General features: G+C 49.2%; 20 protein-coding genes. 14 read left to right on the top strand and 6 right to left on the bottom strand.

Features of this window, described 5'->3' with window-relative positions; translation table 11 throughout:
• Positions 1-74 precede the first annotated feature (74 nt).
• Entirely contained in the window at positions 75-548 is a 474-nt protein-coding gene (locus tag BP71_RS20775; RefSeq protein ID WP_496382725.1) for a hypothetical protein, read from the top strand.
• A gap of 22 nt (positions 549-570) precedes the next feature.
• Positions 571-1,155 (top strand): DUF4202 domain-containing protein, encoded by a 585-nt coding sequence (locus BP71_RS20770; RefSeq protein WP_496382724.1) that lies wholly within the window; start codon positions 571-573, stop codon positions 1,153-1,155.
• A gap of 78 nt (positions 1,156-1,233) precedes the next feature.
• On the opposite strand, the gene BP71_RS20765 is transcribed toward BP71_RS20770, so the two are convergent.
• On the bottom strand, positions 1,234-3,078 hold the full coding sequence (locus BP71_RS20765; protein WP_496382722.1) for a vWA domain-containing protein: 1,845 nt from the start codon (positions 3,076-3,078) through the stop codon (positions 1,234-1,236).
• A gap of 141 nt (positions 3,079-3,219) precedes the next feature.
• On the opposite strand from BP71_RS20765, the gene BP71_RS20760 reads away from it, so the two are divergent.
• The 4 genes from BP71_RS20760 to BP71_RS20745 all read left to right on the top strand — a co-directional run bounded on the left by BP71_RS20760 (position 3,220) and on the right by BP71_RS20745 (position 7,066).
• Positions 3,220-3,810, top strand: coding sequence for an RNA polymerase sigma factor (locus BP71_RS20760; protein ID WP_496382720.1), 591 nt, complete (start codon positions 3,220-3,222; stop codon positions 3,808-3,810).
• Positions 3,797-5,110: a carboxypeptidase-like regulatory domain-containing protein gene (locus BP71_RS20755; protein WP_496382718.1), complete on the top strand. Its 1,314-nt coding sequence runs from the start codon at positions 3,797-3,799 to the stop codon at positions 5,108-5,110. Before BP71_RS20760 ends, BP71_RS20755 begins: the two co-directional genes overlap by 14 nt.
• Positions 5,111-5,452: 342 nt before the next feature.
• Positions 5,453-5,842: a response regulator transcription factor gene (locus tag BP71_RS20750; protein WP_496382716.1), complete on the top strand. Its 390-nt coding sequence runs from the start codon at positions 5,453-5,455 to the stop codon at positions 5,840-5,842.
• A gap of 12 nt (positions 5,843-5,854) precedes the next feature.
• On the top strand, positions 5,855-7,066 hold the full coding sequence (locus tag BP71_RS20745; RefSeq protein WP_496382714.1) for a sugar transferase: 1,212 nt from the start codon (positions 5,855-5,857) through the stop codon (positions 7,064-7,066).
• Positions 7,067-7,111: 45 nt separating this feature from the next.
• Here BP71_RS20745 and BP71_RS20740 read toward each other — a convergent pair whose 3' ends face one another.
• Positions 7,112-7,729: an acyltransferase gene (locus BP71_RS20740; protein WP_496382712.1), complete on the bottom strand. Its 618-nt coding sequence runs from the start codon at positions 7,727-7,729 to the stop codon at positions 7,112-7,114.
• A 104-nt stretch (positions 7,730-7,833) separates the two neighbouring features.
• On the opposite strand from BP71_RS20740, the gene BP71_RS20735 reads away from it, so the two are divergent.
• The 6 genes from BP71_RS20735 (at position 7,834) to BP71_RS20710 (ending at position 14,891) form a co-directional block, all read left to right on the top strand.
• Positions 7,834-8,502 (top strand): TolC family protein, encoded by a 669-nt coding sequence (locus BP71_RS20735; RefSeq protein ID WP_496382710.1) that lies wholly within the window; start codon positions 7,834-7,836, stop codon positions 8,500-8,502.
• Entirely contained in the window at positions 8,499-10,679 is a 2,181-nt protein-coding gene (locus BP71_RS20730) for an exopolysaccharide transport family protein (protein WP_496382709.1), read from the top strand. Before BP71_RS20735 ends, BP71_RS20730 begins: the two co-directional genes overlap by 4 nt.
• Positions 10,676-11,854, top strand: a complete 1,179-nt coding sequence (locus BP71_RS20725; protein ID WP_496382707.1) for a glycosyltransferase — start codon at positions 10,676-10,678, stop codon at positions 11,852-11,854. The genes BP71_RS20730 and BP71_RS20725 overlap by 4 nt, the downstream gene beginning before the upstream one ends.
• Positions 11,855-11,865: 11 nt before the next feature.
• On the top strand, positions 11,866-12,012 hold the full coding sequence (locus BP71_RS20720) for a hypothetical protein (protein WP_496382705.1): 147 nt from the start codon (positions 11,866-11,868) through the stop codon (positions 12,010-12,012).
• Positions 12,013-12,065: 53 nt separating this feature from the next.
• Positions 12,066-13,490, top strand: a complete 1,425-nt coding sequence (locus tag BP71_RS20715) for an O-antigen ligase family protein (RefSeq protein ID WP_496382703.1) — start codon at positions 12,066-12,068, stop codon at positions 13,488-13,490.
• A gap of 216 nt (positions 13,491-13,706) precedes the next feature.
• Positions 13,707-14,891 (top strand): glycosyltransferase, encoded by a 1,185-nt coding sequence (locus BP71_RS20710; RefSeq protein WP_496382701.1) that lies wholly within the window; start codon positions 13,707-13,709, stop codon positions 14,889-14,891.
• 7 nt (positions 14,892-14,898) lie between these two features.
• On the opposite strand, the gene BP71_RS20705 is transcribed toward BP71_RS20710, so the two are convergent.
• The 4 genes from BP71_RS20705 to BP71_RS20690 form a co-directional block, all read right to left on the bottom strand.
• The gene (locus BP71_RS20705; protein WP_496382699.1) at positions 14,899-17,514 is read right to left on the bottom strand and encodes a response regulator; all 2,616 of its coding nucleotides are present in this window, start codon (positions 17,512-17,514) and stop codon (positions 14,899-14,901) included.
• A 62-nt stretch (positions 17,515-17,576) separates the two neighbouring features.
• Entirely contained in the window at positions 17,577-18,344 is a 768-nt protein-coding gene (locus BP71_RS20700; protein WP_496382697.1) for a glycosyltransferase family 2 protein, read from the bottom strand.
• 15 nt (positions 18,345-18,359) lie between these two features.
• The gene (locus tag BP71_RS20695) at positions 18,360-19,136 is read right to left on the bottom strand and encodes a glycosyltransferase family 2 protein (RefSeq protein WP_496382695.1); all 777 of its coding nucleotides are present in this window, start codon (positions 19,134-19,136) and stop codon (positions 18,360-18,362) included.
• A 6-nt stretch (positions 19,137-19,142) separates the two neighbouring features.
• A complete protein-coding gene (locus BP71_RS20690) occupies positions 19,143-20,015 on the bottom strand; it encodes a glycosyltransferase family 2 protein (protein WP_496382693.1) in 873 nt (290 codons plus the stop codon).
• 211 nt (positions 20,016-20,226) lie between these two features.
• On the opposite strand from BP71_RS20690, the gene BP71_RS20685 reads away from it, so the two are divergent.
• Together BP71_RS20685 and BP71_RS20680 are read left to right on the top strand one after the other, a co-directional pair.
• Positions 20,227-21,576: a lipopolysaccharide biosynthesis protein gene (locus BP71_RS20685; protein WP_496382691.1), complete on the top strand. Its 1,350-nt coding sequence runs from the start codon at positions 20,227-20,229 to the stop codon at positions 21,574-21,576.
• A 189-nt stretch (positions 21,577-21,765) separates the two neighbouring features.
• Positions 21,766-22,980, top strand: a complete 1,215-nt coding sequence (locus tag BP71_RS20680; protein ID WP_496382690.1) for a glycosyltransferase — start codon at positions 21,766-21,768, stop codon at positions 22,978-22,980.
• Positions 22,981-22,991: the final 11 nt, after the last annotated feature.

Below are 22,991 nucleotides of genomic sequence, written 5' to 3'. Positions count from 1 at the left end.
AAATCCCTGTATTGAGCACATTGTTCCATCAGGTTGTGGCTATATTTGCGCAGCGCCATCAACCGGAAAGCCGTATGCATTCTAAAATAACGCTCAGTTCTGTCTGCCTTTTGTTGATCTCTTTATTCGCATTGTCCTGTGAAAAATCAGCCGAGACGCCTCAGCAGGCAGCGGAGATACTGACGTCCGTAGCAAGCTGGAAAATAGCCGAAATCGCGGTCAATGATGCGGTGACATTCAAAGACGGTAAAATGACCCAACAATTTGGGGGGATCGACTTCGAAAGATATATGGAGACCGTGCAAATCAAAAAAGATGGCACGTTTTCCGGCGTTTTCAAGGGGGACACCAAGCCTTTTTTGCTGCAATGGAAAATAGATGGGAAAGGTATCACCATCGGAGCAGCAGACAGCAGCGGGCAGGCTGGCGGCTGGACGGTGCTTCCACAGGATGTCAGTGAGGATTCTTTCATCATGAAGACCCAGAGCACGGCGTACGACTTCCCGCGACTGACAAAAATATCCCTGAAATTCAAGACTGCTCAATAAGCGATAACCTATTCTAATCAACATGCATAAACTCGACGAGGCATTTGAACTTTTTGACAATTATAACAAGCGTTCCCCTGAGCACATCACCTGGGAAAATGCGGACTATCCGATCGAATATTTTTACGCCATTAAGCTGTATGAATGGGTGAAAAAACTGGATCCGGATGCAAGTGAGGAGCTTTTACTCGCTTCGCGCTGCCAGCATATCGGAAGGTGGGAGATTGCACGGAAGAGCTATCCGGATGGCCGGGTAGGTTACCTGAAATGGCGGAGTGATTTATCGAAATACCATGCTGGCATTGCTGCAGAGATACTCACATCGGTAGGTTATGACGAGGAGCTGATCGGCCGTGTAAAGCAGATCGTATTAAAACAACGGCTGAAAAGCGATGAGGAGGTGCAAACGATGGAAAATGCGCTTTGCCTTGTATTTCTGCAATATCAGTACGACGACCTGATCGCCAAGGTGAGTGAGGAAAAGATGATTGATATCCTGAAAAAGACCTGGAATAAAATGAGCGATCCCGGCAGGGAAATGGCACTTTCCCTACATTATAGCGACACAGGGAAGGATATGATTTTAAAGGCGTTGAAAGAGGAATAAATAATGCATCCGCTTTTCAACAGGCAGTGGAGAGGTAATACCAGGCCAGGGCCTCGCCAGGCCTGGTATTTTAATCGGTCAGTCTTTTTTTGCTGTTTCGTTATTTCCGCCAAGAGATTGTGCCAGTTTGACTAACCTCACGAACTCCGACCTGTATCCTTCCTCATCCTTCCCGAAAGCGCCCCTGGCTGTGCGGATTACCTCATCGTAGCTGGCGCGGCCTTTGTATTCAGATCCCCTCAACAGCAGCCCAAACTCCGCAACCGCACTGGCAAACCGGAGATTTTCGGAACATTTGTCAAAAGGTTTATTGCCATTGTTGACCGGAATATCGAACAGCCGGCTCGTTTCGCTGTCCGGTTTTTTGTAACGAACTTTAACCGTCAGCATTTCATCCGAATTCCCAACGGTTGAGCTGGTTGTTTGCTGGTATTTCAATGCGTCGACGCGGGGCAGGTAATGCGTTTTGGCGCCGGTCGGTACGATTTCGTAAATAGCAGTTACGGAATGGCCGGAACCCATGTCGCCGGCGTCTTTCTGATCGTCATGGAATTCTTCATTTTTCAATGCACGGTTTTCGTAACCGATCAGCCGATATGCCTGAACGTGCCTGGGGTTGAATTCGATCTGTATTTTCACGTCTTTGGCAATGGTGAATAAAGTCCCTCCGAACTCGTTTACAAACTCTTTTTGGGCTTCCTGGAGATTGTCGATGTAGGCATAGTTTCCATTACCCTTGTCAGCAAGCGTCTCAATGTGGCTGTCTTTGTAATTACCCATTCCAAAGCCCATAATGCTTAAGGAAATGCCATCCTTTCTCTTTTCCTCGATCAGACGTTGCAGTTCGCCCTCACTCGACACGCCTACGTTGAAGTCTCCATCCGTGGCAAGAATGACCCGGTTGTTGCCCTTAGGAAGAAAATGCTCCTTTGCGAGTTTGTAAGCTAATTGAATACCCTCGCCCCCCGCCGTTGAACCTCCTGCCTGAAGTTGTTCGAGGGCCTCCCTTATGGCTGCTTTATTGCTCCCGGACGTAGGCGGCAGCACAACTCCCGCAGCACCTGCATAGGCGACAATCGAAAGCTTATCTTCGGAGCGGAGCTGATCGACCAGCAATTTGAACGCCTGCTTAAGGAGCGGCAGTTTATTCTGGTCCATCATAGAACCTGATACGTCGATCAGGAACACCAGGTTGGATGGCGGAAGATTATGCTGGGGAATGGTTTGGGCCTGTAAGCCGATGTGCAGCAGTTTCAATCCCGGGTTCCAGGGAGAGTCGGTCATTTCAGAGCTGATTGCAATGGGGTGTTCTCCGGTGGGCTGGGAGTAGTCATAATCAAAGTAATTGATCATTTCTTCGATTCGCACGGCATCAATGGGAGGCATTTGGCCCATATTCAGGAAGCGCCGCGCGTTGCTGTAAGAGGCCCTGTCGACATCTACCGAGAATGTGGTTACAGGTTGTTGTCCCGCGATCTGAAAGCCGTTCTCGTTGATTGGACGGTAACTTTCTGTTTCGGTTCGCATCACCGCCATCCCCGACAGAAATGGGGTGGGTTTCGGGGCCTGGTTGGAACTGACTCTTTTGTGCATCGTCTCCGAGCCCGTGATAACCACTTCATCCAGCGTTTGTATTTCATGGAGCATCTCGACATGCAGTATCGATGCATTGTGAACTTTTACCTCTTTTGTTTTGTACCCCGCAACGCTGAAAAGCAGCGACCGGGCGAATGACGGTATTTTAAGCGAGAATTTTCCATTCTTGGAGGTGACCGTGCTGATTTGTGTTCCCCGGGCCGTTACCTTCACGCCGGACAATGGGTTTTGGTACATGTCGGTGACAGTGCCGGTGATAAGCATGTCGGGAAGGGATGCAAATGCGCTGATCACGAGGAGAATGCAAAGGGCAATCTGTATTTTCATGGTTTTGAGATTTATAGTTCTGCACCGTGGATGCATGCCGCGTGGTAATTCCATAAAAGTTTTTAATTTTTTTTATGGAATTTTGATTAATCCGCATCCAGTGTTCAAATGGCGGGAATTGTTTTCTCAAACCAGACACATGTGAAGTTTTTAAAATTGTTTCAGGGCCAAACGAAAGAACTGGTTTCGGAGAGCGAACAGCTCAGGGAATACCGGCTGACGGGTAATCTGCGCCTTTTGGGGGAGATTTACGCGCCGTACATGGAGATGGTTTTTGGGGTGTGTTACCGATATCTGCGTAATGAAGAGGAGAGTAAAGACGCAGTGATGCAAATATTTGAGAAACTGGTAGCAGATTTGAAAGTACAGGAGGTGGCCAATTTCAAAAGCTGGCTGCACAGCGTAGCGCGAAACTACTGTCTGATGAAGCTGCGTGCCGCACGGGTTTTTGTGGGTACTGATGAAATGGAGGAAACGGAAGGATGGGCAGGCGTTGTCGAGGAAACGGAGCAGGATGAACTTTTCACGGAAGGGCGTCTCCACCTTCTTTCCATATGCATGAAAAAACTGCCAGAGGCTCAACGCGTAGCCGTGGAGTTGTTTTATGTCCAGGCCAAATGCTACCGGGAAATTTCGGGAACCACCGGGTTTGATTTGAATAAAGTAAAAAGCTATATCCAAAATGGAAAGCGAAACCTGAAAATTTGTGTGGATAGCCATGGCAAAAACTAACCCCGACTTTCCGGATTTTGACGATTTTTTGCGGTATTACCAAGGGGTAATGCCACCGGAAGAGCAGCATCGGCTCGAAATGCAGATGCTGGAAGAACCCCTGATTGCCGAAGCTTATGAAGGCTTTCTGGCGTGGTATAGCCAGGAAACCCATATTCCTGATCTCCGAACCGGACTTAGGGGACGATTGGCAGATCGGACCTCAGGCAGCCACCGCAGCATTATTCCATTGTGGGCTTATGGTGCCGCAGCCACGGTACTTTTGGCGGTGGGATTGTACAGTCTCTACTTCTTGAACGCCCCGGATGGAATGCGCGAGCAGACCGCGACCCGCACAGAAACGATGGTAATTGCCCCATCCGGTGCTCCCGAGAAAAAAGATAACGCCGCAATACTCGGGGCGGAGTTAAATAAAACACCTGCCCCTGTCTCAAAAACAGCAGTTCCCAAGCCTTCCCCGACTTCTATTGCCTCGGAACAGAAGCCAGGGTTGGGTGATCCCGTATTCGACAGCCAACTCACTGAGGATATTGCTCGGGCGCAGCCCGCAGCTGCTCCAATACAATCGACAGCCGCACCGGCGACAACCGGTGTTACGTCACCCGGTGTTGCGTCACCCGGTGCGGCGTCACCCGCTTTGCCTGCAACCGGCGCGGCCCTGCCTGCGAAAGCTTTTGCCAAGTCGCTCTCTGCCAGAGCCAAAACAGAGGTGCTTTCTTCCAAACATTTTGTTTCCGGGCGGGTTGTCGACGCCGCAGGTGCTGCGCTCCCGGGCGTACAGGTACGTAGCAAGTCGGAATATGAGGGTGTCACGGATTCGGCCGGACACTTCCGGATTCCCGTGAATGCGCATGATTCCTTACGGCTGTCATTTATCGGATTTAATGAAAAGAGAATTCCGGTTTCGGAGCAGGAAATTGGAACGATCCGGCTGGAAGAATTTACCCCGACACTCGATGAGGTGGTTGTGACACACACGCAGACACAAAGCAAAAAAAGTCTGGGCGTATCCGCTGCCGTTAAGAACATTCCGCAACCTGTTCCGGCGGAGGGCTGGAAAGCGTACCAGGAATATCTGGACCATCAGGCCAAATCGGTGGAAAGGGAAGGAAAGGTCATCGTGTCATTTGCTGTCAATGAAAACGGGGCACTGTCCGGCTTTTTTGCACAGGGAGCACGTGAACTACACCAGGATGCGATCCGTATCATCCAGGGAGGACCCCAATGGAAGCCGGCGATACGGGACGGATTGCCCGTTTCGGCGATAATCGAAGTCCAGGTATCGTTCCGCAAACCCTAATAAGCACATCCAAATCAGGTGGTTACGTAGAAATGTGTAGAAGTAATTTTAAAAAATATCCGATTTTAGTCGGTTATCCTTTGCGGTGTACTTCCTAGCATGTAATTTTACTACGCGCGCTTAACCACTCATCCCTTGATTTTTAGCAACCCATAGTTTGCGATTTTCCGGGTTTCAGTCACTCTGCAGTAGATTTCAAAGCACTGAGAGTCGACCGATCGGCGAAATCTGCAATTTCCGTGCTTAAATTTTGTTATGACAAGTATTATTACTAAATCTATAAAATAGTTACTGCGGGTTCCCTTTATCACGACACCGAAAATTTGCCTATATAACTAACCTATGGACAATAGAAAGAATCTGTTGATTATAGACGACGAGCCTAGTATCACCAAAATATTGGAACATTTTCTAAAAAAGGATTTTAATGTGGTGATCAAGAGCGACGGCTCCGAAGGGATGCTGTGGCTGGAAGAAGGTAATCAGGCCGACCTGATCATTGCCGACCTGCATATGCCCAATCTGAACGGTAAGGAGTTCCTGAAAGTAACCAAGGCCAGCAACCTGTATGCCGATATCCCGATTATTATCCTCTCGGGTTCCGATGAAAGCAGCGAACGCATCCAGTGCCTGAACTTGGGGGCCGATGATTTTATGGTTAAACCTTTCAATCCCATGGAGGTTCATGCCAAAATCAACGCGATTCTTCGCCGTAGCAAACGTTATTCATAAACTACCAACAAAATGGAACTGGCTGGTACGACAACAGAAATGGCAACCGGTGTCAAAACCTACATTGCGCAGTTCAGGGTTATTTATCTGCACGCCGATTTTCAGGAGTACCTCAGATTCGCCGAGCGGTTCGCCGATTCACTGCAGGTGGAGTATTTCGACAGCCGGGAGGGAGTATTGCAGGCATTGAAAGAAAACTATCCTGCCGATGTCGTGGTGGCGCATGTGAATAGCGGCGGGGTCGAGCTGCTGGATACCATCCGGCATAGTGCCGGCTTTGGGAATATCCCCTTTGTACTTGTCACCGACCTGCTCAGCCGGGAAGCCATTGAACTTGCCAAAGCCAAACATGCCGATGACGTTTTTTCAGCGAATTTTGAGGACGGCGACCTGATCACCCGGATTAAGTACTTCAAGAAAAGACAGTGGTATGTGGCAGACAAGGCTTCGCAAAAGATCGGTTCCCAAAGCCACAAAACGCCACTCTGGAAACGGACCATCGATGTGGTGACGACGGGAACTGCGGTCATTCTGTTGCTGCCGATCTTCATTATCGTAGCTATTATGATCCGCATTGATTCGAAGGGACCTGTTTTCTACAAATCCAAAAGGGTAGGAAGCGGCTACAAGATTTTTGATCTGTACAAGTTCAGGACCATGCGTACGGACGCTGACCAGCTAATCCGCAAAATGGCCGCATTGAATATGTATTCCAGGGCAGAGCCGGTAAACCAGATCGAGACCCAGGGGCTTTGCGACGATTGCATAGCCGGGAATCAGTGCAAAAGTCTGCTCTTTCACGATGGAAAGGAGATCTGCGAAAAGCTTTATCAGTTTCAGAAAGAGCAGAAAGCCGCATTCATGAAATTCCAGAACGACCCCCGCATTACCCGCTTCGGACAGTTCCTGAGAAATTCGAGTATCGATGAACTTCCCCAACTGATCAACATCCTGAAGGGCGATATGTCGCTGGTAGGGAATCGGCCGCTTCCACTATATGAAGCTGAAAAGATGACGACGGATGACAAGATCTTACGATTCGCTGGTCCGGCAGGTCTGACGGGGCTCTGGCAGGTTACGAAACGGGGCAAAGGAAAGGCGGATATGACCGAGGACGAGCGGACACAGCTGGACATTATTTATGCAAAGGAGTTTTCATTCAAAATGGATATGGAGATTATCCTGAAAACTTTCCCGGCATTGTTGCAGTCTGAGAACGTCTGACGACGCCGGGACATGGCGATGCTCATCTTTTTCAATGTCGCTATGTCAGGAAGCTTTTACCCAATCCTGGTATGCCGGGTCATATTTTTTGATGACACGTGCCGGATTGCCGACAGCGACCGAATAGGGAGGGATGCTTTTGGTAACGACCGCACCTGCCGCTACGACAGAATGCCTGCCGATTGTGACACCCGCTGTGATCACGGCATTAGCGCCGATCCAGCATTCGTCTTCAATCCTAATGGGAGATACGCTGACGCCCTGTTTGTGAATAGGTTTTTGAATATCCTGATAATCATGATTCAGACCGCTTGCGACGATATGCTGCGCCAGGATAACGTCGTTCCCGATCGTGACAGGACCAATGATAACATTACCCAGGCCAACCAGCGAGTTGGCGCCAATATGAACTGCCCCCACACCATTATTGATCGTGCTGAAATCTTCAATCATGGAATCGTCTCCGATTGAGAAAGGGTTGAAAGGCAGCACGTCCATCCGCACCCACCGACGGATGATGACATTCTTACCTCTTTGATGGAAGAATCGGTTCAGAAATATCCGGACCCAGAGCCTGGGACGAGCCTGGTTGGTAGGAATAAGCATCCAGTGGACGGCTTTTTTTAACGCCGGGCTATTCCGGATTTGGTCGGATAAGGACATTTTACCTAGATTCGTGAACTGTGTAGTAATATTTTATCCAAAAGTATTTTGTATTGCTACAAAATCAAGTGAAAACGATTTTAAATATAATTTCTAAAATGCCGATGCGGTACACAGCTTTCTGGCTTCTGTTTTTTCTCACTATACATACCGCCCGTGCACAGGAGTCTTTGAGTAAGGACATCGATTACGCCTATCTCGACAAACTGATCGCGGTCTGTAAAGCCAACTACCCCAAAATCAAAATGTACCAGGCGCATATCGATGCGGCTGAAACCGGGGTGAAAAAAGCGAAGCTGTCGTATTTCGACATTTTCAACTTCTCTTACCTGTATAGCCCCAAAAGCAATGCGGGGCCTATTTCGCCTTCTTTTCCTTTTACCTATCAATTTGGTTTTTTTGTCAACATCGGTTCGATCCTGCAAAAGCCCGCGCTGGTGAAACAGGCCAGAAGTGAGCTGGCATCGGCCCAATACGACAAGGAATCCTACGACCTGAATATGGTGGCGGAGGTGAAAAAAAGATATTTCACCTATATTCAGAAAAAGGCGGTTTACCGCTTGCGCTCGAATGCGTCGCTGGATGTAGAGAGTATGCTCTCCAATATCCGGCGCCGGTTTGAAATGGGACAGGAAACATTGGAAAAATATAACCAGGTATTGCTCATGCAGACCGACCATGCACAGAATATGCTGAATTCGGAGAGCGAAGTGCTGGTAGCAAAAAGCAGCCTGGAAGAATTGTTGGGACAAAAATTAGAAGATATCAAATGACCGAAGTTGTACAGTTCCTGAGATTGTTGCAGAGGAATAAAATTACCCTGATCCTGGTACCTCTGATCACGGTGATCGTTTGCTACTTCCTGGTCAGACGATTGCCGGATACCTACGAATCGCACGCGCGGATAGCCACGGGATTGGTGGACAAGACCGACCAGGTGGTGACGAAGGCCAAAGACGAGCAGGATCAGCAGATCGCACGTAAATTTGAGAGCCTTATACAGGTAATGCGGCTGAAAAGGACATTAGATCAGGTATCTTACCGATTGATGCTCAATGATTTGAAAGGCTTGAAGGACTCTACCTGGCGGGAGCCCGTCCGGGGACTGGAAGAAATGAGCAAGGCAGACAAGGCCAAAGCGATTGCGCTCATCACCCAAAAGTACCAAAAAAGGGAAGAGCTGTTACTGTGGAAGCCGGAGGAGAGGAAGCTGAACAAGATCATCGTGGATATGGGCTATGATGCCAATACACTTCGCGACAAACTGACCATTTACCGCACCGGTGTGGGCGATTACATCGATATAGAATACGAAGCGGAGCATGCAGATCTGGCGGCGTATGTGATCAATACACTGGCTCAGGAATTTATCGCAGACAATTCGTTGCGGGTGGTAGGCAATAATAAAAAGACCATCGACTTCCTGCAAAGTTTTATGCTGCAAAAGCTTAATGCGCTCAACGAGCGGATGAACACGCTGAAAAATTTCAAAATTCAGAACCGGGTTCTCAACCTTAACGAGCAGGCCAAGAGTATTTACGGACAAATGGCCGATTTTGAAACACGCCGGCAGATAGCCCAGAAGGACATCATCGCCTATACAGCCGCAATCGGAAATATAGATAACCGCTTTAACCCGACCGAGCGCAAATATTTTGAAAGTGCGTTAACGGACGTGAACCAGAAGATCATTGCCACCAAAAGCAACCTGAAAGCGCTGAATGAACGTTACATTCTGAGCAATTTCGATAATCACATCAAACTCAGCCTCGATTCGCTCCGCGGCCGGTTGTCGGAAGAAATCAATGAGGCGACCGACAAGTATGCCTACAACCCGATGGTGGTGAAGCAAGATCTGGTAACACAGAAACTGGGCATGGAAATATCGCTTGAACTGGCCCGGAACAGCGTAACGTCCATCCAGGGCGAGCTGGACCGGCTTAACCGCAAATTTGATGGGCTGGTACCCAACGAAGCGAAGATCCAGGAGTATGAAACCTCCATCGACATTGCCAGCAAAGAATACATTGAAGCTTTGCAGCGGTACAACGAAGCAAGTCTGGAATTCAGTTTTCCGGTGTACCTGCGCCTGATCGAGCGCGCGATGCCGGGAGAGGTGCAGGCATCGAAAAAGATGGTCCTGGTAATCCTTTCGGGGGTGATCAGTTTTACATTCTGTGTGTTTGTGTTTTTTATCCTTTATTATCTGGACAAATCGATCCGCTATCCTTTGCAACTCGCGAACGCGACGAACAAACCGGTCCTGGGGTATCTGAATGCCCTGGATAAGGATTCGAACCTGAGCTTGTCGGGTATGAATGCATCGGATGACAAGTCGATACGGTTGTACAAGAACCTGGTGCGTTCGATCCGGTACGAGTTGGATAGTGAAATGAATGACCCGAAAATAATAGCGGTAACCAGTTTGTCCCACAGCGTTGGCAAAACTCCATTCGTAATCTCACTGGCCTGGGCATTCTCCAAGATCAATAAAACGGTGCTGATCGTCGACGGGAATTTCGGGCAACCGGACATTTCGAAACTGAACCCGGACAGCATTTTGTTTGAGAGCTTTGTTAAATCAGGTAATGTTCCGGAGGCAGGGGCGGGTCAGATCAGCATTTTGGGATCGAAAGGCGGCGATATTTCCCTGCTTGAACTGGCAGACGAAAAGGTGATCGGCCAACGTTTGCAAGCATTAAAATCGCAGTTCGATGTGATTCTGATCGAAACGGATTCGCTGCGGGCGATGAACAAAGCAAAGGAATGGGTGGCATTCTCGGATCTGGTGGTCGCTGTTTTTGCAGCGGGCCGTTCGATTTCCACCGATGACCAGTCTAAAATTCAATACCTGGATGCCCTGAATGGCAAGTTTGCCGGATGGGTACTGACCAACACCGAAGACATCCCCGAACAAGCGGGAAAGTTGGATAAACCGGTCGAAGCATGATAATTCTGGAATGGATATGGTTGGCGATACAGGTTTTAATCGGCTATAATCTGGTTTTTCCTGCGTTTTTGCTACTGCTTTTTAGCATCCGGAATGCAGGGAAAACATCGCGTGCCAGCGCGGGGACAGAATTGGATCCGGACTACGGGATCATTGTAACGGCCTACGAATACACTCAGCAACTGCCTGCCGTGGTGGGTTCGCTGCTGAAACTAAACTACGACCGTTACCATATTTATGTAGTGGCCGACAAATGTGATATCAGCAATCTGCATTTCCCCGGAGACAAAGTACTCTTGCTGAGACCCGAGCAGGTGCTGGGTAGTAACACACGATCACACTTTTACGCGATCCGGCGCTTCATCCGGCCGCATACACACCTCACCATCATCGATAGCGATAACCTGACAGACCCGGAGTACCTGAATGAGCTGAATGTGTATTTCAAACAGGGATATCAGGCGGTCCAGGGTATCAGGGAAGCGAAGAATCTCGATACGACCTACGCTTGCCTGGATGCAGCGCGCGACATTTACTATCATTTTTATGATGGAAAAGTGCTGTTTGGGGCAGGCTCTTCGGCCACACTGGCGGGGTCGGGGATGGCATTCAGCACCGCATTGTATGAAACCGTACTGGGGCACCTGGACGTCGCGGGCGCCGGCTTTGATAAGGTCTTACAAGAAGGGATCGTAAGCCGCAAATACCGGATCGCATTTGCGGAAAAGGCGGTGGTGTATGACGAAAAAACAACTGGGACCGACCAGCTCGTAAAGCAGCGAGCCCGCTGGATCAATACCTGGTTCAAGTACTTTGCTTACGGATTCAACCTGCTTTTCAAAGGGATCACGGGCTTCAACCTGAATCAGACGCTATTTGGTCTGGTGCTACTCAGGCCGCCTTTGTTCATTTTCCTGTTGCTTTCGGTATTTTTTATGCTGATCAACCTGATTTTCGCACCGGTCGTGTCATTAATCTGGCTGATTGCCCTGGGAGTTTTCGTGGGCGGTTTTTACATTTCGCTGCGGCGCTCGGATACCGATCCCAGGATTTATCAGTCGCTGGTGAACATCCCCAAATTTATTTTTTACCAGGTCATGGCGCTTATGAACGTGCGCAAAGCCAACAAAATATCGGTTGCTACCCGTCAGGAAAATACGGATCCCAAAACCTAGCGCATTGGACCATGAAGATCTATCCGGTAAAAGCAGTCAAAAAGCAAAAGAGGGGATTCGATGACCTCACCGTCTTGCAGCGAAAAACGCGGCAGGCTGCGCTGTTGCTGGCGTTGGTCAGTGTGTTCATCTGGTTCTTTAAAATCCTGTTTTTTTAGTGAAAGACATTCAGATACATATCCCGGGAAAGAGCCGCACTGAACAAAGCCGCATGGAAAAATTGCGTTCGCTCTTTGATCGGAAATGGACTGGGTTGGTGATCCTGCTGTGCATTTCGTTGTCCTTCGGGGCATTGATCGTCTACAATGGGATCATCGCCGGAGCGGGGATCATCGCATTGATCATCGGGCCCCCGGTAGTATACGCGATAGTAGCATTTCCTGCATTTGGGATCACGATACTCCTTGCGCTTGCCTATCTGCTGTTTTTCATCGGCCGCCTGGGCATCGACTTCCCGCTGGGGACTGTCATGGACGGTATTCAGGGCCTGCTGATCCTCGGATTCTTCATTCATCAGAAACGCAAACCCAACTGGAAGATCTTTGAGGGACCCATCAGCGTGATGATCTTGATCTGGATCGTTTACAACCTGATCCAGGTCGCCAACCCGGCGGCGGAATCGCGCCTCGCATGGCTTTACACCATTCGTGCGGTAGCAATCGTGATGCTGACCTATTTTGTGTTCATGTACCAGATCAACACGATCAAAGTCCTGCGATTCATACTCAAACTTTGGCTGGGCCTGGCCGTATTTGGAGCGTTGTACGGATTCAAACAGGAGTTCATGGGTTTCTCCGCAGCAGAGGACGCATGGCTGCATTCGGACCCGGGTATTGCCAACCTGCTTTTCATCGCCGGCCACTGGCGGAAGTTTTCGATCTTCTCTGATCCGGTTGCGTTTTCGTATAATATGGTGGTCGCGTGTATCCTGTGCATCGCCTTGCTCACCTATGTGCGGAAGACATGGGAAAAAGTACTCCTGGTCGTTTTAATTGCCTTGTTTTTCTCGGCCATGCTGTTTTCAGGTACGCGCGGCGCATACGTGCTGGTACCTGCCGCAATGGTGCTGTTTGTGATCCTGCGTTTCAATCGCCAGGTCCTTATGTTTTCCGGTATCGCCGGGCTTTTCATCTTGTTCCTGATCTTCGTCCCGACCACTAATTCAAACATCGTTCGCTTCCAGACGGCATTCAAACCGAACGAGGACATTTCGTTCCAGGCGCGCAAAAACAACCAGAAACGGATTCAGCCATACATTCTCTCGCATCCCATCGGAGGAGGGCTTGGCGCCACGGGCGCATGGGGGCAGCGTTTTGCCCCGCAGTCGTATCTGGCCAATTTTCCGCCCGACAGCGGTTATGTCCGCATTGCCGTAGAGCTCGGCTGGGTAGGATTGTTTCTTTTTTGCCTGCTGATGTTTTTTATTCTGAAGGAGGGAATCAACAACTATTACCTGATCCGAAATGCCGAGCTCAAAACCTACTGCCTGGCTATGTTGCTGGTCGTGTTTGCTTATAATGTAGGTAACTATCCGCAAGAGGCAATCGTGCAATTCCCTTCCAACATCTACTTCTATCTGGCTGCTGCGATCATCAATATTACCCGAGTACTCGACGATCGCGAATTTATCGGTTAGTGATATGTAAAATTATTTGTACAAAAACTGTAAATTAAGGGCGGTTCGGGCCTGTACGGTGGCCCTGAGTAAAGAAATAATGCCCAGCGTAGGAAATCGCTCACCTTATACTGGCAGATGCCTCGACGGTAAAATACGGGACCATCAGCAATAAAATTAAATAAATCGACTGAACCGGGCGGATCAGCTTCTGCCCGCACATGTGCCACTTGAATTATGGATATTGTCATTACAGGACAGCAGGCCTGGGATGTGGAAATCGGAAGTAATTGTAAGAACATTGCCTTGGAATTCAGTAAGAATCACCGGGTGTTGTATGTCAATTCACCATTGGACCGCATTAGTTTGCTCAAAAATGGCCATGATCCCAAAGTTGTCAAACGGAAGAATATAGTCTACGGCAAGGCCGATGGGCTGGAAGAGATTCAGAAAAACCTCTGGGTACTTTACCCCGACCAGCTGATAGAATCCATTAACTGGCTGCCGGGCCTTTTCTTCGATATTTTAAACAAACGGAATAACGGGCTGTTTGCTAAGTCGATAGCAATGGCTGTGCAGAGGCTGGGTTTTGGGGACTATATTCATTTCAATGATAATGACATGTTCCGGAGCTTCTATCTGAAAGACCTGCTCAACCCGAGGCTGTCTGTATACTATTCACGGGATTATATGCTCGCAGTTGACTACTGGCGCAAACACGGTGCACGTCTTGAACCCGAACTGATTGCGAAGAGTGATCTATGCGTCGCCAATTCTACTTATCTGGCCAGTTACTGCGCCCGGTACAACCCGCGTTCCCATTATGTGGGGCAGGGGTGCGACCTGGATATATTCGTGGAGGGTAAAGATGCCCGGGAGCCTGCCGGGCTCGGTGCAATTGCTCGTCCACGGATTGGGTACGTGGGCGCACTACAGAGCATCAGACTGGACGTGGAATTGTTGCATTACATGGCCGTTCAGCGCCCGGAATGGAACATCGTGCTGGTCGGCCCCGAAGACAACGAATTTTTGCAAAGTAATCTCCACCAATTGCCGAATGTGACCTTTACAGGATCGCGGAACATCAGAGATTTACCGGCCTACATCAATGCATTCGACGTATGTGTCAATCCGCAACTGCTCAACGAGGTCACGATCGGTAATTATCCCCGTAAAATCGATGAATACCTGGCAGTAGGCAAGCCGGTGGTTGCCACGGCTACCGACGCGATGAGCGTGTTTTCCGAACATGTCTACCTCGGCAAAAGCAAGGAAGATTATGTCCGGCTGATCGAAAAAGCACTCACGGAAGATTCGGAAGCCCGCGCAACCGAAAGACGTGCATTCGCCAGCTCGCATACATGGGAGAACAGCGTCGGGGAAATTTATAAAGCCATCAGCAAAGCCGGAATCGGTATGTGACAGCTTTTTATTCCAACAATTTTTTGAGCTGGGATAGTCCGAGTTCCGCCTCAGCTTTCAATTGCACCAGTTTCTCGCTTAAAGCGGTCGTCCAGATACCTTGTTTCAGTGTTGCTTCCAAATCCTTGTACTGGTTGGCGGTATTGAGCATGCCCACGGAAAACAGTGAGGAACGGAACTTGTGAATGGCCTGCCGGAGTCTTTCGGTATCACCGGCTGCCGAGGCCTCGGCTATGTTCGACAACTGGTTCTGGCTGTCTTTTTCAAAAAGGGCTATCAGTTCGTCGCGAAGTTCATTATCTCCACCGGTGATCTCCGCCAGGTAATCAAGATTCAGGATTGTATCGGTCATTTTGTTTGAGGGTTGAGTAGGTTCTTTCGGCTGGGATTGTAGTGGTTCGTAATTGTCTTTGTTTCCAAGATGGGCAATAGTATACAGTAGTTCACTTTCTTTAAACGGTTTCGAAATATAGCTGTTAGCGCCAATACTCAGGCATTCTTCTTTTTCACCTACCATCGCATGGGCGGTCATGGTGATGATCGGGATAGTGGGGGAAATGTTTTGTCGTATCTCCTTAATCGCCGTATAACCATCCATGACAGGCATCTGGATATCCATCAGCACCACGTCGAACGGCTCTTCTTTTAGCCGATCGACTGCCTCCTGGCCATTGTTTACAATTATAAGCGGGATATTCAGCCTTTCAAAAATGGCTTTCAATAATTTCTGATTAAGCGTGTTGTCCTCCGCAGCCAGTACCCGCAGCGATATAATGGAGGTGTTGAAATCTAGTGTTTTTTCGATCTCTTCCTGCAAATCTACTTCCCTGATCACCCGGAAAGGGAAATCAATGGTGAAGACGCTGCCTTTGCCCAGCTCACTTTCCAGGTTGAGGGTCCCGTCGAAAAGCTGCACGAGCGATTTTACGATGCTCAGTCCAAGACCGGTACCGCCGAAGACTCGGGTCGTACTTTCGGTAGCTTGCACAAAACGGTTGAAGACCTCTTTGATCTTATCCTCTGGAATGCCGATTCCGGTATCCCGGACTTCGAAACGAAGATTTTGTATATCATTGATCGGCTCGCCGAGAGGTGCCACCAATAGTTTTACGCTGCCGTGCTCGGTGAATTTCACCGCATTGCCACAAACATTGAGCAATATCTGGGTCAGACGTAATTTATCTGTTTCAATGTATTCAGGCAGACCGGCTGCCAGGATAGGTTCGTACGTAATGCCTTTCTCTACCGCCCGATGGTTGATGATCGCCGAAATAGAGTCGGTCAGTTCGCGGATCGATACCGGCGTTTTTTCAAGATGTACCTGACCCGCTTCAATCTTGGAGAAATCCAGGATGTCATTGATCAGTTCAAGCAGGTTTTTCCCGGCATACTGGATGTAGCCCACGTATTCCTGGCTTTTAGGATCGGTAACTTCGCCCAGCAGCAGGTTGGTAAATCCGATAATCGCATTCAGCGGCGTACGGATCTCGTGGCTTACATTGGAAAGAAAAATATCCTTGACACGCACCGATTTTTCGGCCAGAATACGCGCTTTTTCAAGCGTAGCCTCGTAGTTGGCGCGTTCGGTAATATCCCTGAAAACCGTAATGGCGCTGGTAATCTGGCCATCGAGGCCGATTACAGGCTGTACATTCGTTTCCAAATGATAAATCCTGTCGTTTTTGACAAGGTCTATCTTATTGCCTGTCAGCTTTTCTCCCTGTAATGCGCGCGCTACCGGCAATGTCTCCGATGTAAAACGAACATGGTAGCGAGTAGGATCGAGCAGTTTGATCCGCTGAACCTGTTCTTCAAGTGATTCGGGGCGCTCGCCTGCCACCCCAAGGATCTCGCGACCCGATTCGTTAAGCAGTTCAATCTTGCGCTCGTTGTTGATAACCATTACGCCATCCGGGATTGCTTCCAGGTACTGGCTGACGGTCCGTTCTTTCTCGTTGATCTCCTTTTGTAAAAGTTGCTGCTTACGCTTGTCGAGGTTAAGGAACACGATCGAAAGGATGGTGAGGATAAACCCGACCGCTCCGGTGACAAAGATGAACAGCACCGAATTCTGCTGGGTGTCCGACACTAGTTTGCGCCGCTGGTCAAGATTATGATTTTCGTAATCATCTATCTCGTTGATCTTCCGGGTAAGCAGGCCGTTGAGCCGGATGCCTTCCCCCTCCTGTATCTTGCTGAATGCCTGTTGAGAGCCCTGAATGCGGTAGATACTGATCACGTTCTGGGAATAGCCAACGATCTGGCTGGATATGTCAAGCAATTCCTTAACCCGGCGGGTCTGAACACTGTCTGTCTTAACAAGGTTAAAAAGCGTATCCGTGATTCCGACAAGCTGGATCTTTTTGTTGTAGTTGTCCGCAAGCAGGTTGTTGTCTCCTGTGATGAGGTAACCGCGCATGTTCGACTGAAAGTCCTTTGTCACCAGTCCGAAATTGGCAGTCTGGTTCAGGACGCCTATCGTCACATTGAGGCGTTCATTGTTCAGCGAGAGATCCCTGACGTTTTTATAGGTAAAATACTGGGAGCCGAAGATAAGCGCCAGGCCCAGGTAAATGCTCGCGTAATACCATCTGAATGAGTCATTTGTCAAGCTGGTGGGCATGTGCTGGGGTGGAAACGTTGGAGTTTGACATGAACAAGATCGGAATAAAGTCAGACTTCTATTCAGATCAGGTAGTCAAAATTAAATTTTAGATGCCGGTAAAGATGCCTCATTTGGGTGAGCAGGAAGCCGTTGCTTTCGCGCCACATGTTCCTTTTCATCGTACTGGGTTCGGCCTCTGAGTTCTTTTGCGTGAACAGTCCTGTGAAATCTTTGTAGAAATATGCTTTGCCATTATTTTTTAGGAAAGACATCATCATCCGGTACTCGGTAACATCCCCTTTCTGTCCTTCGACATACCTTCCGAACTTTTCAAAAAAATTGCTCCTTCTCAGGTGTGGGTGGTCGCTGTACATGTAAAATTTCCTGTAACCCGGTTTAAACAGCCCGAACACCATTTCGTGGTAGCCCTTTTGCGGGTTACGCAGATAAGGATACTCGAAGTAGGCATAGAACCGTACTACATCGTTGTCCGGCTTTTGCTGCATAATGTCCAGTGCGTGATTGAAGCTTTCCGGAAAGATCGCCGCAGGCGTGAAATCTTCCTGCACATACAAGGTAAGCGGCGTGCGTACTGCGTCCTGGCCTTTGTTGATGTTGTTGCCAAGCCCCCTGTTTTGAGGCGTTGTAATGAGCCGGAACTGGTATTTTTTCTGCAATTGCAGCAGGTAGTCGACGTGTTCGGGTTTACTGCCGTCGTCCGATACTACGATCTCTTCGAACCGGCAGTCGAGCGCAACGAAAGATTGGAGCAGCTGTTCCAGCGACTGACTCCTGTTGTAATGGGTGATGAGCAATGTCACTCCCTCGAAGAAATATTCCTTTTTCATGCAGGTCAGTCCGGTCTATTTCATAAAAGCCACGTCCAGGGTATTTTTCAGCCAGCGATAGCGCAGGTAAGCGAGCCTGGAAAGTTTGATCAGCGGGTTTTCACTGAGCTTCCAGTTGGCACGCTCCATGGTGCTGGGTTCGTCAGATGAGTTTTTTTGGTAGAATAGCTTGGTAAAATCATCGAAAAACAGCCCTTTGCCCCTTTTTTGGAGGAAGCTTACCGCCATTTTATACTCGGTGAGGTCGCCTTTGATGCCTTCCGGGTAACGTCCGAATTTTTGCAGGAAATTGCTTCTGCGTAAATGCGGGTGATCGCTGTAGTAATAGAATTTGAGGTGATTCATGTCCCAGAAACGGTACACCATTTCGGAATAACCCTTCCCGAATGATTTCAGCGTAGGGTAGGCGAAATAGGCGTAAAAACGCACGATATCCCAGGCAGGATCTTCGCGCATGAATGCGAGCGCGTCCTGGAAATGTCCGGGAAAAATGTCGGAAGGCTCGAAATCCTCTTGTACATACAAGGTGTATTCCGATCGCACCGCATCCTGGCCCTTGTTGATATTGTTGCCCAGGCCCCGGTTGACCGGCGTGGTAATCAGCCTGAACGGAAAGCGTTCTTTGAGCGCGGTTACTTTGTCGAGGTGCTCAGGTTTACTGCCATCATCGGACACGACGATGTCGGCGAACCGGCAGCCGAGCGATTCGAAGCTGGTCAGTAGCCTTCCCAGGGAGCCGCTGCGGTTGTAGTGAGTGATCAATAACGTAGTGTCCGGGAAATCGTGCTGCATAGTGGCTTACAGGATCGAGAGATAATCGCGCATGCCTTGCAACTGGCGTTTCGCGCGGTTAAAGAATGCATTGCTGATGCTGCCGTCGTCGAGCAGGCGGCGCGGGGAAGTAAACACCGTCGCCCTGGAGCTGGTCACTTGTTTCAGGTCTCCGGCTTTTTTCAGGTTCAGGGCCATCCGGCCATCTTCCGCCTCGTTCTGGAAGTCGCTGCCAACAATGTTGGCATAAACCCGCGAACCGCTCACCTTGAAGCCTCCGGTGGTGCGCCCAATTTCGGTGACAAAACCCATATTGAACCCATACACATTCAGGTATTCCCTGTTTTTCTTGCGTATCCGGATCATGATGCCGGCAAATTTTTCATAGAGCCATAAACCCAGGCGTCCCTGACCGGCCGGGGGAATGAAAGCATAGTTGCCGTAAACACCCGTAATCCGGGTATTTCTGGCCATCGGCTCTACCATCAGATCAATCCAGTCGGGTGGGTAAAACGTGTCTGAATCGGCGCAGAGGTGGTATTTGCCACGTGCAAGTTCGAGCCCCATTTGCCTGGCAAACGGCGTTCCCTGTACCGTCTGGAGATAATTCCGGACGCCGAGTGTATCCAGCACATGTTGGGTGCCGTCGGTAGAGTTGTTGTTAATGACAATGATCTCGACTTTCGCCCGGGTATTGCTCGCCGAGAGCGATGAGAGTGTCCTGTAAATGTTGTTTTCTTCGTTCCAGGCCGGAATTACCACTGAGATTTCCGGACTTTCTTCCTTGAAGCGGTTGATGCGTTCCCGCAGGTCCCGGATTTCACCTTCGGTGAGGTCTTCAAATCGCTTGTTTGTAAAAAGGTGCGGTAAAATCCATTTAGGTAAACCCAATAAACTCATATTCTGGTAATCAGTAGGTTTTATACATCTTTACAGTCATGGAGGCCCGGTTGCCGGGATAGCACGGAGGAAAGTTAAAACATTATTCCAGCTTTGCGCAAAAATATTGTAAAATTACTTCGCATATTGCGTGGGGTCGGCTATTGGTAAATTCGTTAAAATAATCTGTGGAAATAATTCCGGTTGACCATAATATCTTGCAAGCTACCTTATGGCCATTCACCTTTTACAGAAATTAAGGAATAAACATTTTCTTTCGCTGGCGGGTAACGGGATCATGTCGGTACTGGGAATGCTCAATATGATCATTCTGTATCGCGCTTTACCTGTGGAGGGTATCGGGATGTGGGTGTTCTTTCTGTCGATCCTGCTGCTGGTCGATACTTTCCGGTCGGGATTTCTGACGACCGCCTTTATCAAATTTTACGCCGGCGCGGACGAAGCGCGCAAGCGGGAAGTGGTGGGTTCGGCCTGGTTAATAGGCGGGGCGATCACAGGCATTCTCGCGTTGATCAACATACCTGCATTTCTGTTTTCTTCCTGGATTCAAAATCCTTCCGTCGTGCTGTTCGTGGAATGGTTCGGGATCATTTACATTGCCTCGCTGCCCTATTTTATTGCTTCATGTGTGGTACAGGCCGAGCAGCGTTTCGATCAGTTGCTTTGTATCCGTTTCCTGAGTCAGGGGTTTTTCATTTTGTTCGTGATGGTGATGGCGTTTACCAGGATGGCAACGCTTCAGAATATTATCTATGCCTACCTGGGCGGAGCAGCGCTCACCAGTGTGTTCACTATCGTGATGGGTTGGGCGAGGGTGGCCAATTTCAAGGACCGCACCAAGGAATGCATTGACGAAATTTTTCATTTTGGCAAGTTCTCCGTTGGAACCACATTGAGTTCCAATCTTTTTGGTACCTCCAATACGCTGATCATCAATTTCATGCTGGGACCGGCGGCACTGGCCGTCTTCAACCTGGGGCAGCGGTTGATGGAGATCGTTGAAATCCCGCTTCGCAGTTTTGCCGCTACCGGAATGCCCGAACTTTCGGCCGCCTATAATGAGGGCAACCGCGAAAAGGTGATTCAAACGATGAAAAGATATGCCGGGCTCATAACCATGGCGCTGCTTCCGGCCTGTACCGGCGCGGTAATCCTCGCCGACGTGGCGATCCATATCATTGGCGGGGAGAAGTATGTGAATTCGGAGGCCGCCAACATCATGCGCTTGTTCATGACGTTCGCATTACTTTATCCGCTCGACCGCTTTTTTGCGTTGACGCTCGACGTGATCCATCAGCCCGAAATCAATTTTGTGAAGGTTTTGATCATGCTCGCTTGCAGCGTCATCGCTTCCGTCACGGGCATTTACCTCACCGGCAGTATTTACGGTGTTGCCATCGCGGGTGTTGTTCCGACACTCATTGGAGTGAGCATAGGTTATTGGGGACTGAACCGTTTCTACCCCTTCAACATCCTGAGCGTCTTCACCACGGGTTACGCGGAAGCGATGAACCTCGTCAGGAACTGGTGGGGGCGGCTCGTTGTACACAGGGCACGGTGATTGGAGATATTGAACATCCGGCCGAATGGTTGCGCTCCCGACCAACAGCAAAAAACCAAAGAAATCCTGGCAGACCACTTTAAATGGAGGGATGTATGACAAAAATTTCTAAATTACGGGTTAAACGACCATGGTTGAGGCTGTTTTGTCATGCCGATCTGAGGAGAATCTAATGAATGCGATTTACTCATGAAACTGAAAGGACATCAGATCTTGATTTTAGGTTTATCCCGATTTGACGCGCCCATTGAATCAGCCAGCTACACGACCGCCAAAATGCTGGCGAGGGAGAATGAGGTGTATTATATCGAAAATCCCTTCACGCTGAGCGATTTTTTCAGACTACGCAAAACAGCTGAATACCGGTTCCGGAAGGAGCACTTTTCACTTACCGGGCATAGTCTGATAGAAACGGAAATCCCAAACTTGAAAGTGATCATACCGCCGATCCTGCCATCGGTCAACTTCCTGCCTGAAAACGTTGCGTTTCGTACTGCATTGAGAATCAATGAATTTTTGATCCGCCTGAAGCTCAACAGTATTCTTCGGGCTTACAAGATCAGGGATTATATTTTTATCAACTCCTTCAATCTCCATTATCCTACCGTTGCTGACGGACTCACGCCCAAGTTGAAAGTTTATCATTGCATGGACTCGGTGATGCCACCCCTTTACAGGAGACATGGTGTGGCATCGGAGGATATCCTCGTTAGAGAAAGCGACGTAGTAATATGTAGCACCAAGCGCCTCTATGAAGAAAAGAAAAAGCAGAACCTGCACAGTTATTTTATAGCCAGTGCGGCAGATTTGGGACATAGCAGCAAGGCGCTTCGTGTAGATCTGCCCGTTTTTCCGGTCATTCAGGCATTGAAAAAACCGGTGATCGGCTATCTGGGTGCCATTGGACGCGAATTGGACTATCCATTGCTGCGGTCGGTCATCGAGGCTAATTCCGACAAGCGTTTTGTTTTCGTCGGGCCCATTTCCAGGGAGTTTGTTCCGGATTGGTTCTTCACCGCTGAGAATGTCTATTTCTCCGGACCGGTCGGTTATGACGACGAGCCCGCGGTGATTAAAGGCTTCGACGTGGCACTGATCCCGTTCAGGAAGGATGATGAGAGCAGCAGTATTTTTCCTTTGCAGTTGTTTGAATACCTCGGAGCAGGTAAGCCCGTGGTGGCGGTGGATTTTAATCCGGATCTGAAAGAGTTTACCAAGGGCGCAGTGATATTTTGTGACGATGCCAGGCAGTTTTCCGCGGCGATCGGCCATGCATTACAAAGCGATAGCCCCGAACAACGCAGAACCCGCGTTACCATAGCGGCAGAAAACAGCTGGGAAAACAGGGTGGACGCGATCGCCGATATTATCCACTATCACCTCGAACAGGTCATCCATCCCTGACCGGCGCGGCA

It is taken from the genome of Dyadobacter ginsengisoli DSM 21015, assembly GCF_059568735.1.
The sequence above is the reverse complement of the archived record's forward strand: the minus strand, read 5'-3'. Positions and strand labels throughout refer to the sequence as shown.

Bases quoted from the DNA above. Each gene is read 5' to 3' on its own strand.
- BP71_RS20775 (WP_496382725.1), top strand. From the start codon at position 75: ATGCATTCTAAAATAACGCTCAGTTCTGTCTGCCTTTTGTTGATCTCT.
- BP71_RS20770 (WP_496382724.1), top strand. From the start codon at position 571: ATGCATAAACTCGACGAGGCATTTGAACTTTTTGACAATTATAACAAG.
- BP71_RS20765 (WP_496382722.1), bottom strand. From the start codon at position 3,078: ATGAAAATACAGATTGCCCTTTGCATTCTCCTCGTGATCAGCGCATTT.
- BP71_RS20755 (WP_496382718.1), top strand. From the start codon at position 3,797: ATGGCAAAAACTAACCCCGACTTTCCGGATTTTGACGATTTTTTGCGG.
- BP71_RS20750 (WP_496382716.1), top strand. From the start codon at position 5,453: ATGGACAATAGAAAGAATCTGTTGATTATAGACGACGAGCCTAGTATC.
- BP71_RS20745 (WP_496382714.1), top strand. From the start codon at position 5,855: ATGGAACTGGCTGGTACGACAACAGAAATGGCAACCGGTGTCAAAACC.
- BP71_RS20740 (WP_496382712.1), bottom strand. From the start codon at position 7,729: ATGTCCTTATCCGACCAAATCCGGAATAGCCCGGCGTTAAAAAAAGCC.
- BP71_RS20735 (WP_496382710.1), top strand. From the start codon at position 7,834: ATGCGGTACACAGCTTTCTGGCTTCTGTTTTTTCTCACTATACATACC.
- BP71_RS20730 (WP_496382709.1), top strand. From the start codon at position 8,499: ATGACCGAAGTTGTACAGTTCCTGAGATTGTTGCAGAGGAATAAAATT.
- BP71_RS20725 (WP_496382707.1), top strand. From the start codon at position 10,676: ATGATAATTCTGGAATGGATATGGTTGGCGATACAGGTTTTAATCGGC.
- BP71_RS20720 (WP_496382705.1), top strand. From the start codon at position 11,866: ATGAAGATCTATCCGGTAAAAGCAGTCAAAAAGCAAAAGAGGGGATTC.
- BP71_RS20715 (WP_496382703.1), top strand. From the start codon at position 12,066: ATGGAAAAATTGCGTTCGCTCTTTGATCGGAAATGGACTGGGTTGGTG.
- BP71_RS20710 (WP_496382701.1), top strand. From the start codon at position 13,707: ATGGATATTGTCATTACAGGACAGCAGGCCTGGGATGTGGAAATCGGA.
- BP71_RS20705 (WP_496382699.1), bottom strand. From the start codon at position 17,514: ATGCCCACCAGCTTGACAAATGACTCATTCAGATGGTATTACGCGAGC.
- BP71_RS20700 (WP_496382697.1), bottom strand. From the start codon at position 18,344: ATGAAAAAGGAATATTTCTTCGAGGGAGTGACATTGCTCATCACCCAT.
- BP71_RS20695 (WP_496382695.1), bottom strand. From the start codon at position 19,136: ATGCAGCACGATTTCCCGGACACTACGTTATTGATCACTCACTACAAC.
- BP71_RS20690 (WP_496382693.1), bottom strand. From the start codon at position 20,015: ATGAGTTTATTGGGTTTACCTAAATGGATTTTACCGCACCTTTTTACA.
- BP71_RS20685 (WP_496382691.1), top strand. From the start codon at position 20,227: ATGGCCATTCACCTTTTACAGAAATTAAGGAATAAACATTTTCTTTCG.
- BP71_RS20680 (WP_496382690.1), top strand. From the start codon at position 21,766: ATGAAACTGAAAGGACATCAGATCTTGATTTTAGGTTTATCCCGATTT.